Below are 14701 nucleotides of genomic sequence, written 5' to 3' on the forward strand. Positions count from 1 at the left end.
CGCGAGGAATGACGGCGCAGCCGTCAGGGGAAGAAAGTTCTGGAACGCCGTTGCGGCCAGCCGATCGAGGCGCAGCCGGTCTTCGGCTAGATCAGCCATTCAACAGAGGCCATGGTGTGCGGACCCGACAGCCCCCCAGGAGATACGATGCCGGCATGACCGGTCCATAAAGGTGGGGAATGTGCTACACAGAAGAATATCGCGCTCGCCCGGTGCGACCGTCTTCCATGCTGGTGGCGCGGATCGCGGCCAGACATCCGCCCCCGACTGCCGCGTCCCTGCTGCGAACGGTTCGGACCGCATCCTCTGGACCCGTCGTTCCAACGAAGGCTGGCCAGCCAGTTGCCCGCTGGACGATCCTTCCTTCGCCACTGCTGTTTCGACCTGTTCACCGGTGAGGAAGGGACCACCGCTCCCTCATCCATCGTCCCTGCAGCCGGAATGGGGAAAAGGGTCACACTCCGCACCCGTTCTCTCCGGGCGGGGCTTTCCGGGGCGCGGTCCATCCCGTTTGCTTCAATCGGAAGCGCGGGCAAACGGGGAGCCCGACGGACAGTTCTGGTCGATCGACGCTAAGCGAAAAACCGTGAGAAGCGCTCATCGTTTTCCGGATGTGGTCGAAAGAGACAATGGCGCTTACGCGCCACTGTCCTTGCGGAACCGCCAGACTGGGATGCCCATCTGCTTCGCCTTGTCGGCCAGATTGTCCTGAATGCCAGATCCCGGAAACACCATGACCCCAACGGGCAGGACTTTCAGCAGGGCGTCGTTGCGCCGGAACGGGGCGGCCTTGCCGTGCCGGTTCCAGTCCGGCTTGAAGGCGATCTGAGCCACCTGCCGATGATCGGCCCATCGGGAAGCGATGAATTCAGCGCCTTTCGGCGAGCCGCCGTGCAGCAGCACCATGTCGGGATGCTTCTCGCGCACCTTGTCGAGGCGGTTCCAGATCAGGTGATGGTCCTCGTAATCGAGCCCGCCGGTGACCGCGACCTTGGGTCCGGGAGGCACGAGCAGTTCGGTTTCGGCCTTGCGGCGGGCGTTGAGGAAATCGCGGCTGTCGATCATGGAGGCCGTCAGGGTGCTGCGGCTGACCAGCGAGCCGGAGCGTGGTCGCCAGGGCGACATGGTGAGGCGTTCGAACTGGTCGCAGGAGAGATCGCGGAAAATCTCGTAGGCGTTGCGTCGCTCCAGCAGGGTCAGACCTTCGGCAATGAGGCGTTCCAGTTCCACCGAGCGAATCTCGCTGCCATCCTGTTCCTGCTGGCTGCGCTTCTGCGCCTGCTCGTTGCGGTCAAGATCACGCTCCACCTGCCCGACCATGCGGTGAAAGACGTTGACGGTGGACCAGAGCAGCGGTTCGAGATCGGGTTCCAGCCGTGTGTCCGTCAGCGTGGCTGACAGGGCGTCGAAGATGTCAGCGACCGCACCCTCGATCTGGCTGGCGTCGGGCAGCGGCCTTGGGTCCGGCTCGTCCTCGAAGGGACGGTGGCCGTAAAGCTGGAGTTCGGCCAGCACATGGGCGGTGGAAGAGGTGGCGTGTGCGGGTTCGAAATCGTCCTGTGTGCGGGTCATGGGTCTGTCCTCCGGTTCTGGCCGCGCCCCTCGCGGCCTTTCCGGGGGCGGGAAGCGGCAGACGAAGGCCTGGCTGGAACCGCGCAACGCGCGGCCGGAACGCAGTGGAGGATGGCAGGGAGACGGCTATTTTGCTTCGCGATGCAAAGCGCGGACGCAGTCCCGCGCGGCGGAAAATAGCCGTCTCCGCCATTGCAGGCCCGGCCTGGCTGACGCCCGCTCCCCTTCCTGAAAGGCTGCGGGCGCGCCCCATCCGGAAACAGGACAGCCCCGCGCCACACCGGAAAGAAGAAGACCCTCCCCCCCTTCCCGGCCCGCCTCAATGCGTGACCGGATGCAGGAACCGCGCCACGTCCTGAGGGGCAAGCTGGGGATGCAGGATCGCCCGCATCGCCCCACGCCCGAGGTAGCGGAGATCATCGTTGAAATCCGCCAGACGCGGTGACAGCACAAGGCACTCGATCCCGGCTTCCTGCGTCCGGGCCTGCAGGGTCGTCACCGCATGGTCTCCGGCCGGATCGTCATCGCGCAGCACGTAGAGGCGGCGTAGCAGCGGCGGAAAGATCAGGGCAGCGAGATGCGCCGAGGACAGGCAGGCGGCCAGCGGCAGATCGGGCATGATTTCATGGAGCGAGAGCACCGTCTCGATCCCCTCGCCTGCCGCCAGAACGTCGGACACCGCGCCAAAGCGTACGGCATTTCCAAGCAGGTCGCCCATGGCCCGACGGGGCATGGCGACAGGCGCCTTGCCACTTCCGTCCCGCACCAGCCAGGTGCGATGGACGCCGGTAACGCTGCCAGCAAGGTCGGTCACGGCGGCAATCAGCGCGGGCCAGGTCTCGGTCGGGCTGTCGGTATCGGCGCGATAGTAGCAGTCGGGGTGGAAACGCAGGGATGACAGGTTCGCCAGGCGGGTCAGGTCACGATGGCGCAGCCAGGTTTCCGCCCGTGTACCGGCGATCGGGCGTGACATGGACCAGAGCCGACGTGCAGCGTCTGCGGTGCCAGATGCCTGCCCCGAAGTATCGTGGCTGAACGCATGGGAACGGCCGCGATCAGGGGCCGATCGTGGCTCGGACTGGGGCAGACTGAGGAAGCGCCGGGCCTCGTCGGCGACATCACGAAAATCCAGCAGCCCGAGGCTTTCACGGATAATGTCGAGCAGATCGCCGTGCTGTCCTGTCGCGCCATCCGTCCATTTACCCGCGCGGCCACGTCCGTCCGATCCACCATGCAGGCGGACATAAAGAGACCGCCCAGGCGTGTTGTGGACGTCGCCGACCAGCCAGTAATTGCCGTGCCGCCGCCCTGCCGAGAGGTAATGTCGGCAGACCGCCTCCGCGTTCTCCGCCAGACGACGGGCGAGATCGCCCGCGTCATGCAAGGCCATTACCCCTGCCCTCCTGTTTCGGGATCGCCTCCGTCGAGAGCGATCGCCAGCCAGCGATCGGTGGTCATCCATGAAATCGTCTTGCGCCAGCCAAGGTCAAGCAGATGCGCACCACCGCTGAAGGCGCCGATCCTGGGACGTGAACAGCTATTGGCCCACTGGAATCCCCATCGGCCCCGCAATCGGAATACCCGCGCACAGCGTAGCACGAATTCCACGACCTGCTGCGGATCGCCGCTCACCTCGTCGCGCATCCAGAGCTTGGTTCCACCATATTCCGGTTCCACGGAAAGCCGGAACCCGTCAGACGGCGGATCTTCCGCCGCCAGTTCGTCCATGAACGCGTTGTAGAGATCGAGCGCCTTTGCGGCATTGTCCACTGTGCCCACATCAAGCACGCAGGAAAAATGCGTGAAGAAATCAGCCATCGGAAGATCTCCCGAAACGAAAAAACCCGGCACAATGGCCGGGCTCGTAAAAACGTCTTTGCGGAAAAACGGAGAAGCGGCTTTCAGGAAGCACGCTCCATCAGCCTGCGAGCCTTTTCTTCCAGATCCAGCCGTGTATCCTGGTTGGCCTTTGTCCGCGCCAGCGCTGTAATCCCCTGCACGAAATCGAACACGCTCTCGGGCTTGCGCCCCTCCTCGTGCAGTACCGTCTCGATGATCCTGTTGGTTTCCGGTTTGGAGAACCCACGACGACGCAGGAAACTTTCCCGATCGTCATCGGTTCTGGCCACCAGCGCCTTGCGCGAGGCCTGAATGCCGGAGACGAACGAGGCCGGGCTGGCCGTAGCGAAATTCCGTAGCGCTGGTGTCGCCTGATGCACGAAACGAGACGCAGCAAACTTGCTATGCCGGATCGTGATCTGTTCGAAATTTTCCACGCCCCACAACATTCTATTTTGACACACCCCGCGCAGATAGAATGACGCAATGCCGAGGCTCTTGCTGCCGACTTCCGAATTCCAGGCGTAGAAGCCCCGGAAATAGAGATCGGGATCGCCGTTGGGCAGACGCCCGGCTTCAATCGGGTGCGTATCGTCTATGAGGAATAAAAAAACGTCCCTGTCTGACGCATACAGGGTGGTCGTCTCCTTGGTAATATCGACATAGGGATTATGGGTCATGGTGGCCCAGTCGATGACGCCCGGCACCTTCCAGTTGGTATCGCCTGTGCCGTCACCGGCGATTTTGCGCACCGCGCCGACCAGTTCATGGTCCCAGATGCGGCCATAATCGGGGCCAGTCACGGCGCGCAGTTCCACACGCCCGTCTTCCGTCTCCAGCGTCTTCACCAGTTCAGCCCTATGCGACAGCAGGCCGTGCTGCAGATTGATCGCCGCCAGAGGCGCGGGAAGATTACGCAGGTATGACGACGGCGCCCCGACCAGGCTGCACATCTGACCGAAGGACCAGTGGGTGGGGGCAATCGGGTCATTCTGCCCCGGTACGCTCAGGGTCAGGCGCTCGGCATTATCGCGCGAGGCCTCGACACGAATGGCGCGGCTTTCCACCGTGCGGGCCGTGGCCCGGTTCGCCCGCGCCAGGGTCGCGGCATGCAGGTCGGACAGGGACAGGTGGCGCTCGTCATCCGGGCGGGAAAACCATTCGGACGATACACGAGCATTGCGCTCGCCACGGGAGGGATCGATCTTAAAGCCGCCGGACGCGGCGCCACGGGACGCAGGGGGCAGGATGGTGGTCGTAGTCATGGAAAACTCTCCTCTTATGCCGGTTATTCGGCACAAAAGGCGAAGCCGCCCTCTTCCTCTGATCACCACTTCTCACGCGGGATCCCATCCAACCCATGATGAACTCATCGTTTCTGTTTGGTTGTTATTATTTATAATTCCCATTCAATCATGAATAGGGTATATAACCACTAGCTAGAATCAATGTGATGAATACAGAAAATCGTTTCCGTACCATATTTGGTTAGCTAAATCCGCTATCCTGCCGGCGCTTAACATCATGCAGCACTTCAGCTTGCGGCTTGGTCCGAGCGAGAACACGCCGCGTGGCATCCATATTTAGCCAGCTAGGTCCCGCACTGACTCCCGCGTGCGTGGCATCTAACAACAAGTTCTGTCGCTCTTCGTCCGTTGCGGAACGCCGATACACCAACTCAGCAGCTTGAGCGACAAGTTCTTTCAATGGGCTTGAGTAGCCACCCAGTGAATAAATGTCCTCTGGCATTACCGCGTCGATCTCCAGCACAACTTCATTCTGACCACCTCTGTATCGCCCCGCGCCATCGTGATAGCCAGTGATATAGGACTGGTTCATTTCCATCGCGGCTAGGAAATCAGCGTCACGAAACAGCTTCGATAAATTTACGATGATACTATCTGGAGGTGGATACAGATAAAGAATTGTCCCCTGAAAACCCTGACCTTCTGGTGGAACCCCGCCTTTGAAGGCTTTTGCAACTTCAATATCCAGTGTCCAAGAAGATATTTTTTCTGGCAGGCAATCTTCACCGATAAGATTCCATACACCCTCTTTTGGCAAAGCAATTTGCCTGTAGCAAACAAGCAGGCAAGACCGAAACTCGGCGGGAAGATCTTTGCACTCTGCCTTCAATTTATTCGCACGCTTAACATTAGAGCTGCGTTGCCAATCACTGACCGCTTGCAAAAGCGAGAGGGGAAATTTTTCTTCCACTTAACCCATGCACCTTATTTAACTGTTCAGATCAAGCTGCAGAAATGATTTTCTTATGCTACCGGCTTAATCCACAGATGGGGAGCCACTAGCTTGCTGATCTCGATATTATAAATTTCGTGACCTTGCCGGACTTGGTATTTTGGATGCACCCATTCCCCAGCTTGATAATAGCGCGCTTCCTGTAAAAAGCGCTCGCGCTCCAAGCCACCGAGCAGCCACATGCGACGGTGGGCGATTTCGTAGGTCATAAAAAAGAACTGGTCGATAGGCTCTCTCGCATGGCGAGCTGTAATCTGGGCGGTGTAGTCCTCGCGAGGCGGCACTTTACGCTTCACCGTCTTAACACCAATGCGGATATTCAGTGCCGTTACGAAATCGGGCTGACCGGCAGCATCATCCAGCACCCACTGAAAGCCTTGCACGCCTTCGTGCTTAAGCCACGAGTTGAAAACCATCTCGCCCAGGTCGCCCACCCATCGTTCATCAGTAGCCTCCTCGGCATAGATGTTTCCATACTGACGGTCACGTTCGGCACGCATCCGCTTGGCCCGCTCTTCATATTCAGGTGCTATCAAAAGAGAAATCCATCCTTGTGGATGAACTTGGCTGTTCGCCATGTCTCAGTCCTCAGTCGAATACGGGCCGAGGAAACGCACACCGTTAAAGTGGATTAAGTGCGACGGTGCATCTGCCACCCACACCTCAGTCTCCCATGCAATTTCGCCAAGGTAACGGCCCATGATGGCCCGGTTCGGAAAGGCGGTCACATAGACCAATCCGGCCTTGGAACCGGCAAAGAGCGTGGCGAGTTCGGCGTGGCGCTTACCATCGACAGGGCCATGACTGGTGACGGACTCAACCAGCAGCAGCCAATTCTTCTCGGTGAAGTGCAAAACCACGTCGGGCATTTTGCCGTGTGAATCCACATCCACACCCAACTCGGCCAGCAGCACAGCGTCGAAATATCCCCATTTGTCGCCGGTGTCCCCAGCATAGACTAGCACGCTAGCCGGCGCAAAACGGGGTGCGAAGTCCTCGATGATGGCCCGGATCAGTTCGCTGTGCTCGCCAGGACTGAGGGTGATTTCCTTTCCCGGTGCAATCTCAACCGGGATGCGGTTCTGCTCGCGCTCCTTCGCGTATTTGGCGACCAGTGTTTCACGCTCGGCCAGATAGGCGGTGAGGTTGTCGTGCCACGTCACCTTACCAAAACTGCGCAGCAGCTTGAGGGTAGCGGGTTCTACTTGATAGACGGCCTTCGGGCTATTCACCGGACGGTCTGGTTTGTCCGGGTTGTAGAGGGCCACGCCAGCGTCGCAGAACTGATGCATGGTCTGGCGACGGAACGTCTCACGGGTGTTCGGCGCGTAATCCTTGCCGTAATGCGCCCGTGCCCAATCCATGATCGGCGTGATGCCCACAAGCGGGTTTTCTGCCTGGGCCCATGACTTGCCCGGCGTGAGATTCAGCAAGGCCAGCAGTGACAGGGCGGATCGCTCGTTTTGTTGCGCTCGGGGTAGACCCAGCGAAATGATGATCTGGCGGGCAGCTATGATGTAGTCGTTCTTCTTGTCAGTCATGCAATCAGTTTCCGCAACTGTTCGTCGAGCATCTCTTGGGTGATTGCACTATGCTTCTTGGACCATTTCCCCAGCTCACTCAACACCTCACGGCTCGGGTACTTCATCAGTTTCAGGTCGGTTGCGTTGACCTGCGTGTGGCCGTTGAAGCGGCGGAAGCTCTCATCCACGGCGGTGGTGTTAAGGAATACCGCCAGCCCTCGGGCCAGCAGTTCCGGCAAGCCGCGCTTGTTATCATGAAAGAGGTTCATGTGGTTCTCGAAGCCCAGCACGGTATGGTCGCCAAAGGCCGCGGGATCAACCACGCTCGCCATCACGCGGCGCTTCTCTTCCTTCGATGAGAACCGGCGCACCACGCAATAGAAACCATTGGGATAAAGCCATTTTTCGGTCGTGTCGTTGCGCAGGATCGCATTCGGTTTCTTCAAGCCCCGCATCGGCCACACCGTTCCGGTGATACTCAGATGTCCGGGGTAAATCAGCGGCACCGTACCCTCTTCGGGCATGTCACGCAGTTGCTCTTTTAGGCGGAAATCTACCACGGGACCGGTCGATACCTTGATGCCCAAATCCGTCAGCGAGTAGCGCACGGCGGCCGATAACTCGATGGCACTTTTTTCGATCGTGGTGGGCACATGAATAAATCCCTCGGGGTCATCCGGGAACACGATCCGGTCAAATGGGTGTTCGTTCACGACAAGATCGTTGAAGCTGTCGTCGGTCGAAGTGGTAATCGTCACCGGGCCTTGTTCGCCGCCTCGTTCAAGCCGGATGATGATGTTTTCTTGCAGCACGTCATCGTCCTTGAACGTCTTGCTACGCGACTCAAAGAGGTGCATCTGGCGGATGGCTGCGCGCTCAAGAATGAAGTCACGAAACGGGCGGTAGTAGGGCCCATTGCAGAAGCTGCGCGGGATGATCGCCACGATCTGGCCGCCCGGTGCGGCCTGTGCTACAGCCAGCGCGACGAAGGCCGAATACAGGTTCACCGTCTCGATGCCGACAGAGCGCAAGGCCAGCCGATGGGCTGAATTGCTGTTGATCTTTTTGTAGGGTGGATTGAGGATGGCGTGGGTGTACCCCTTGGCCTGCTGACCCTCGGCGGTCGCCATCTCGATGTAATCCCCGGCGATGACTTCGGCCTTGACCTTGCTGTAGGCCGCCAAGTGCTGCTTGAGGTATCCGCGCAGCTTCACGTCTACCTCGTAGGCCGTCGCCTCTATGACCTTGAAGCCGAAGCCACCGGCCACCCAGCGATCTAGGAAGGCACAGGAGAGAGCACCGACGCCCGCGCCTGCATCCAGCAAACGACAGGTCCGCAGGGTGCTGGGCGGGAACATGCCCGCCATGAAGCGGGCCACGCTCGAAGGGGTCATGAACTGGCCCAGCTCGGACTTGTGCTTCTGGGCGATGTGGGGGGCAACCTCGCGACGCACGCTGTCTGCGGTATCAAGTTGTTGGAGCATTCCGTCTCGTCCTCATTGGCGCGGCGCGATGACGCCAACGTGTTTATAAAGGGTGGTGCGTGACACGCCATAGCGACGGGCCACGTCTGCCACCTGAATGTCTGGGTCGCGCAAAAGCCCTTTGATTTCCCGCACCTGCTGCTCGTCCAGCTTCGGCTTGCGGCCACCAGCCCGGCCACGAGCACGGGCGGCAGCTAGACCGGCCTGTGTGCGCTCGCGGATCAAGTTCCGCTCGAACTCCGACAGGGCGGCGAACACATGGAAAACCAGCCTGCCCGCTGCGCTGTCCGTCTCGATTTTCTCGGTCAAGCTCTCGAAGCCGACGCCACGCTGCTCCAACTCGGCCACGATCTGCACCAAGTCCGGCAGGCTGCGCCCGAGTCGATCCAGTCGCCACACCACGAGGGTATTACCTTCGCGCAGGGCCTTTCGGCACTGCTCAAGCTCCGGGCGTATAGTCGATTTCCCGCTGGCTGCTTCCTCGTAGATGACGCTGCAACCGGCTTTCTTCAGTGCGTCCCGCTGCACGTAAAGGTACTGGTCGTCCGTCGAAACGCGGGCATAGCCGATGCGTTGTTTCATTGACATTACCAAAACATAGAAAAATTGACGTCAATCTTAACAGCTTAGGCACGCCCCCGATAGGTCAAACCGGCGATCCCGCATAGCGTCCAGAAAACGACCGTTTAGTCGACATTACAACGAAAGAAGCAGAGCGAAGATGGGCTCCACACCGCAGAGCCAGATTGGCAACTCGCACCTGCCTGGTTCATTGTGTATGTGATGAATCCGTTTCGTTCGCCCGACAACAACCTTCCCCTGTCGCATGCCCTCATCCTGAAGGCCGCGCTGCTGACGATCGGCTATATTGAGGAAAACGGCCCGATTGGCCTCACGCCCAGCAAGGCGCTGAAACGCTATTTTGTCGCATGGGCCGCCGAGACCTTTGACTGGCCAGCCTATACGGTCGAAGACCTCTACGCCGTCAACAAAGTCCTGAATGAGCATGATTTCCCGCCGCTGGTGATCCTGCATGAGGTTCTGCTCAGCGCGAAGCTCGCACGGCATTTCAAGGGCACCCTGCGGCTGACCGACCTGGCGAGAAAGCTCCAATCAGAGCCTGCCCGGCTCTGGATACTGTTGACAACCCACCTCCTGTTTGTCGTCGACCACAGTCCTTACACCCGAAGCGATGAGCCGCTGTTCGGCAACTGGGATATCTTTCTCAACGTCATCAATATCGAGGCCCAGGTTGCCGTCACAGAAGAGCGGCTATGCGCGGTCCTCTACGGGGGTAAAGAGGAGGATATCCGTCACCGGGATTTCAAGCTGACCGCCAGTCTTTACGTCCATGTCCTGCGTCCGCTGTACTGGGCAGGACTGCTCAACGAGCACCGAACCGGCACCGGCCTCCACAGGCGGAATTTCTATACCAAAACACCATTGTGGACAGCAGCCCTCAAACTCGAAACAGATCGACACCTGCAGCCTATGACCCGTCACTGACCATCGTCGACAGCCATTCGGACGCGACATCGCTCCCATATAAAAGGCAGCTTCCAGAGACCGGAAGCCGCCCATATCAGTCAATAGACAGACGTTACTCGGCCGCAACCGCGTCGGGGCTGTCGGAGATGTCAGCCACTCCTGCTTCTCCTTCACTCCGCCCTGCCACGTTCCTTGTGCGCAGCGCCTCTGGCAGCCAGCCTGAACCGTCCAGAAGCCGCTCGGCAGCCTGCGCCATGTCGGCCTTTTTCAGATGGGCGATGCGGTCGGCGGCCTCGTCACCCCGCGCTTCACGCACGGCTTCGAGGATGCGCGTCTTGGTCACGCGGCCGAGATAATTCTCCACCGTCGCCTGCCAGCCTGCCTCGGCCAGATCGAGCCGAAGCGCGGTCGCAAGCCGGTCGGCGCGGGCCAGCCGCTCCCTGATGCTACGCGCCAGAGACGGACCATGGGACGATTCATGCAGCGCATTGACCCCGAAGGACAGGCAATGCGCCAGCAGCGCGATGCGACTGGTATCATCCAACCCGTCGAGCCACTGCCAGAGTGCATCCTCGTCCTCCGGCAGATCGTGCTTCCAGCCCTCGTTGCGCTGGCGCAGCGCATGAGCCGGCAGGCTGCCCGGCATGTCGGGGGAATGGATCGACAGCGGGATTTCCCGGACATAGGCCTCCAGGCAATCCGCACCCGAGACCTGCCAGTAGAGGTCGCGCACCAGCGTGTGCAGCAGTTCCGTTAGCGCGATATGCGGATTGGCAGCAAACGCATCCCGCAGGGCTAGTGTCCGCCACGCCGTCAGTTCGGTCAGCAGGCGGTCGGAAAGCGGCTTCAATCCGTCCTCTTCTTCGGGCTCGATCTCTTGGGATGTCATGTCTCCCGGATCATCCCGGCCATCATAGCCTTCAATGCCATCCATTGCATCGCCATCGCTGGCGACATCCCCGGGTTCCAGCGGCATATCTTCTGGCCGGACGAAACCCCGTTCGACCAGCAGCGTGCCGTCGGTATCCAGGCTCACGAAAACCCCTGCCCGCGCCATGCAGGCCGGATCGAAGGACACGGGGCGTTCTTCCAGCACCTCAATGGCCTGTTCGATCTCGCCCAGACGGCTATCGATCTCTTCGGGGAATTCATCGGCCTGCGCGTATTCCGCCTCAATGGTTTCCTGCTCGCTGTGCAGAGCGGTCAGACGGCCCGCTTCTTCCTCCGAAATGGCAACAGGCGTGCCTTCGATCTCTGCGAAGTCCCGTGTGTGCCCCCAGGGGAAGGACAGCGCCGTTTCGACCCATTTCCAGCCCTCGGCACGGATATCCTCTGCGGTAGCATGCAGTTTTTCCATGACCAGCCGGTCGAGCAGGGTCGGATTATCCAGCCATCCGCCATCATCAGCCTCGAACAGGTCACGCATGACATGGCCACCAACGGCAAGATAGGCGTCCAGTCCGACGAAACGCACGCGGCGATCTGACGCCCGCACGGTTTTCTCCGTCAGCATGCGGCGGATCAGATAGGGCTCGCGGTTGTGGCTCTGGGAGACGATCTCCCAGACCTGTAATTGCCTGTCATGGTCATCGCTGATCGAAAAGGCCATGAGTTGCTCAAGCTTCATGCCATCCTGCTCGTAAATATCGAGCAGTCTGTCGGACACGGTCATCAGGCGCAGGCGCTGTTTCACCACAGTCGGCACGACGAAGAACGCGGCAGCGATCTCTTCCTCGGACATGCCCTTCTCCAGCATGTCACGAAAGGCGCGAAATTGGTCCAGCGGATGCAGGGCCAGCCGCTGGACGTTCTCGGCCAGGGAATCATCCTCGGCGAGAATGGTCGATCCGGCCTCACGCACGACGCAGGGCACGGAAGCCGTTTTCGCCAGTTTCTTCTGCTTCACCAGCAGTTCGAGGGCGCGGAAGCGTCGGCCGCCGGCCGGCACTTCGTAAGACCCGGTTTCCGTCCCCTCGCAGCCAAGCACGGGCCGGACGTTCAGGCTCTGGAGCAGCCCACGACGTTCGATGTCGCGGGCTAGCTCCTCGATCGACAGGCCAGCCTTCACACGCCGCACGTTGGACTGCGACAGCACCAGTCTGTTGAAAGGGATATCACGGGACGCATTGAGGGCGATTTTCTGGATGGCGCTCGCCATGGCGGGACACTCCGTGACGGACGGGCGGAAGCCTCTCTCCCACCCCTGAATCCGTCACGAAAACCCCACTTCCCTCTCCCTCTCTTCCGGCCCCACCAGACGCCAGATCGCATCCACGGATCGCGTAGAGACGGCTTTACGGAACGCAGGTCCGTGCCAGCCAACCCGCGAGTCGATGCATGCTGCGATAAATTGCGACTATTATAGTCGTGAAATCACCGATTTGTGATAGCGCCGACCACGATAGCCGCGAATGTTCGCGGCTATCCCGAAGCCCTCTCCGCACGATCCATCTCTTTGTTTCCGTGTGTTTTTCTGTTCACGGACTGCAAATTCGCCCGCCACAGTAGGTTCAGGACGTTCCGACGATCCATGCAGAAAGGACGGGAAGATGGCACGCCAACGCGATACGATAGCGGGCAGGCTGCGGCTTGTTCTCGACGCCCCGGACGCCAACGTGACACCGTTACGTACTGGCGCCGATCCGCGGCTGGTCAGTCTGGTCCGGCTTCTGGCCCGTCAGGCCGCACGGGATTTCGTCAACGCTGAAGTGGAGGCCGCGAGGCAGCGCGATCTCCAGGATTAGGGAGATGGGATTGTGAAAGTCGCGCTGTATGCCCGCTATTCATCCGAGAACCAGCGTGACGCCTCAATCGAGGATCAGTTGCGCCTGTGCCGCCTCCACGCCGAGAAGCAGGGCTGGACGATCGTCGACAGCTATACCGACCGTGCGATCTCGGGTGCCTCCCTGCTCCGCCCCGGCATACAGGAACTGATCCAGGACGCCACGCGCGGCCGCTTCACCATCGTACTGGCCGAAGCCATGGACCGACTGTCGCGCGACCAGGAAGATATCGCCGGCCTGTTCAAGCGGATGACCTTCTCCGGCGTGCGGATCATCACCCTCTCCGAGGGCGACGTCACACACCTGCATATCGGCCTCAAGGGCACGATGAACGCCCTGTTCCTCAAGGATCTCGCTGAGAAGGTCCGGCGAGGGCTGCGCGGGCGCGTCGAGGACGGCAAGTCCGGCGGTGGCAATTCCTACGGCTACGATGTCGTGCGCCAGTTCGATGCGAAGGGTGAGCGCATTCGCGGCGACCGGACCATCAATGAGGACGAAGCCCGTACGGTCAGGCGGATCTTCACCGATTACACGCGCGGCAAGTCCTCGCGCACGATCGCCATGGAACTGAACCGGGACGGCGTTCCGGGTCCGCAGGGACGCGAATGGGGACCGTCCACCATTCACGGCAATCGGGAGCGCGGGACCGGCATCCTCAACAACGAGATGTATGTGGGCAAGCTGGTGTGGAACCGGCTCCGCTACCTCAAGGATCCCGATACCGGCAAGCGCGTCTCACGCCTCAATCCTGAATCCGAATGGGTTATCCAAGACGTGCCGGAGTTGCGGATCGTCGAGCAGGATCTGTGGGATGCCGTGAAGGCGCGCCAGGCCGAAACGACCTTCAGCCAGCCGGAACGGGGGAATGAGGCCCTCAATGACCGGCGTCGTCCTCGCCATCTCTTTGCCGGGCTGATCCGCTGCGGCTGCTGTGGTGGTGGTTACAGCATGATCTCGAAGGATCTGCTCGGCTGCTCGACCGCGCGCAACAAAGGCACCTGCGACAACCGACTGAACATCCGTCGCGACGCGCTGGAAGCATCAGTGCTGAGCGGGCTGCGCACGCATTTGATGGAACCGGACCTGTTCAAGGAATTCTGCAACGAGTTCACCCGCGAGGTGAACCGACTGCGCATGGAACACGGTGCGGACCTTGTCGCCATGCGGGCAGAACTGCCCCGCATCGATCGTGAACTTGCAAAACTTCTAACTGCGCTCAAGGCTGGTGGACCAATCCAGGCGATCGTCGACGACATGAAGAAGTTGGAAGCACGCAAGGCCGAAGTGACAGAGCGTCTTGCCAACACGGAGGAGCCGCCTCCCCTTCTCCATCCGAACATGGCGGAGATCTACCAGCAGCGGATTGCCAGCCTGTACGAGAGCCTTCAGGCAGAAGAGACGAAGACCGAGGCCGCCGAGCGCCTGCGCACACTCATCTCGCAGATCACGCTCCAGCCGGCCGACGGCGAACTGGCAATCATCCTGCGCGGTGATCTGGCGGCGATCCTGCAGTTTGCGGCACATAAGAAAAACGCCACGGTCCATCCGGACAGTGGCGTTCTTGATGCGTTCGTATCGCAAGTATCGTTGGTTGCGGGGAACCGCACACTACGATCCCGGCGAAATGTGGCGAATGGTCATTCGCAAGCGTCGTTGGTTGCGGGGGCAGGATTTGAACCTGCGGCCTTCAGGTTATGAGCCTGACGAGCTACCGGGCTGCTCCACCCCGCGGTGGTGTATGTGATGTTGGTGT

At 60.3% G+C, this 14701-nt stretch carries 15 protein-coding genes and 1 tRNA gene; 5 read left to right on the top strand and 11 right to left on the bottom strand.

Annotated features, from left to right (window positions below):
- Positions 1-179: 179 nt before the first annotated feature.
- Positions 180-398 (top strand): hypothetical protein, encoded by a 219-nt coding sequence (locus tag JN414_RS15955; RefSeq protein WP_202208823.1) that lies wholly within the window; start codon positions 180-182, stop codon positions 396-398.
- Between the two features lie 238 nt (positions 399-636).
- Here JN414_RS15955 and JN414_RS15960 read toward each other — a convergent pair whose 3' ends face one another.
- Positions 637-1572, bottom strand: a complete 936-nt coding sequence (locus JN414_RS15960; protein ID WP_062454465.1) for a DUF2493 domain-containing protein — start codon at positions 1570-1572, stop codon at positions 637-639.
- Here JN414_RS15960 and JN414_RS15965 point away from each other — a divergent pair.
- Positions 1571-1804: a hypothetical protein gene (locus JN414_RS15965; protein ID WP_062454467.1), complete on the top strand. Its 234-nt coding sequence runs from the start codon at positions 1571-1573 to the stop codon at positions 1802-1804. The two genes, JN414_RS15960 and JN414_RS15965, sit on opposite strands and share 2 nt — an antisense overlap.
- A gap of 87 nt (positions 1805-1891) precedes the next feature.
- Here the strand turns inward: JN414_RS15965 and JN414_RS15970 are convergent, their stop codons facing one another.
- From JN414_RS15970 to JN414_RS16005, 8 genes are all read right to left on the bottom strand, one after another.
- Positions 1892-2962 carry a toprim domain-containing protein gene (locus JN414_RS15970; protein WP_202208825.1) on the bottom strand — a complete coding sequence of 357 codons (1071 nt, stop codon included), beginning with the start codon at positions 2960-2962 and terminating at the stop codon, positions 1892-1894.
- A complete protein-coding gene (locus JN414_RS15975) occupies positions 2962-3390 on the bottom strand; it encodes a hypothetical protein (protein WP_062454471.1) in 429 nt (142 codons plus the stop codon). The genes JN414_RS15970 and JN414_RS15975 overlap by 1 nt, the downstream gene beginning before the upstream one ends.
- An 83-nt stretch (positions 3391-3473) precedes the next feature.
- On the bottom strand, positions 3474-4676 hold the full coding sequence (locus tag JN414_RS15980; RefSeq protein WP_062454473.1) for a hypothetical protein: 1203 nt from the start codon (positions 4674-4676) through the stop codon (positions 3474-3476).
- A 223-nt stretch (positions 4677-4899) separates the two neighbouring features.
- On the bottom strand, positions 4900-5628 hold the full coding sequence (locus JN414_RS15985) for a hypothetical protein (RefSeq protein WP_081108367.1): 729 nt from the start codon (positions 5626-5628) through the stop codon (positions 4900-4902).
- A gap of 53 nt (positions 5629-5681) precedes the next feature.
- The gene (locus JN414_RS15990) at positions 5682-6248 is read right to left on the bottom strand and encodes a hypothetical protein (RefSeq protein WP_062454476.1); all 567 of its coding nucleotides are present in this window, start codon (positions 6246-6248) and stop codon (positions 5682-5684) included.
- Between the two features lie 3 nt (positions 6249-6251).
- Positions 6252-7211 carry a BsuBI/PstI family type II restriction endonuclease gene (locus JN414_RS15995; RefSeq protein ID WP_202208827.1) on the bottom strand — a complete coding sequence of 320 codons (960 nt, stop codon included), beginning with the start codon at positions 7209-7211 and terminating at the stop codon, positions 6252-6254.
- Positions 7208-8677: a class I SAM-dependent methyltransferase gene (locus tag JN414_RS16000; RefSeq protein ID WP_062454480.1), complete on the bottom strand. Its 1470-nt coding sequence runs from the start codon at positions 8675-8677 to the stop codon at positions 7208-7210. Before JN414_RS16000 ends, JN414_RS15995 begins: the two co-directional genes overlap by 4 nt.
- A gap of 12 nt (positions 8678-8689) precedes the next feature.
- Positions 8690-9259: a recombinase family protein gene (locus tag JN414_RS16005; RefSeq protein ID WP_062454488.1), complete on the bottom strand. Its 570-nt coding sequence runs from the start codon at positions 9257-9259 to the stop codon at positions 8690-8692.
- 201 nt (positions 9260-9460) lie between these two features.
- On the opposite strand from JN414_RS16005, the gene JN414_RS16010 reads away from it, so the two are divergent.
- Positions 9461-10183, top strand: a complete 723-nt coding sequence (locus tag JN414_RS16010; RefSeq protein ID WP_062454490.1) for a hypothetical protein — start codon at positions 9461-9463, stop codon at positions 10181-10183.
- A 94-nt stretch (positions 10184-10277) separates the two neighbouring features.
- Here JN414_RS16010 and JN414_RS16015 read toward each other — a convergent pair whose 3' ends face one another.
- Entirely contained in the window at positions 10278-12323 is a 2046-nt protein-coding gene (locus JN414_RS16015; RefSeq protein WP_062454482.1) for a ParB/RepB/Spo0J family partition protein, read from the bottom strand.
- A gap of 457 nt (positions 12324-12780) precedes the next feature.
- Between JN414_RS16015 and JN414_RS17170 the strand changes: the two genes are divergently transcribed.
- Together JN414_RS17170 and JN414_RS16025 are read left to right on the top strand one after the other, a co-directional pair.
- Complete coding sequence (locus tag JN414_RS17170) at positions 12781-12909, top strand: hypothetical protein (protein ID WP_255494204.1); 129 nt, start codon at positions 12781-12783, stop codon at positions 12907-12909.
- Positions 12910-12921: 12 nt separating this feature from the next.
- A complete protein-coding gene (locus tag JN414_RS16025) occupies positions 12922-14646 on the top strand; it encodes a recombinase family protein (protein ID WP_202208829.1) in 1725 nt (574 codons plus the stop codon).
- Here the strand turns inward: JN414_RS16025 and JN414_RS16030 are convergent.
- A tRNA-Met gene (locus JN414_RS16030) sits at positions 14603-14679 on the bottom strand. The genes JN414_RS16025 and JN414_RS16030 overlap by 44 nt on opposite strands.
- Positions 14680-14701: the final 22 nt, after the last annotated feature.

The sequence above is a fragment of the Gluconobacter sp. Gdi genome (genome assembly GCF_014132155.1).
Taxonomy (GTDB): Bacteria; Pseudomonadota; Alphaproteobacteria; order Acetobacterales; family Acetobacteraceae; genus Gluconobacter.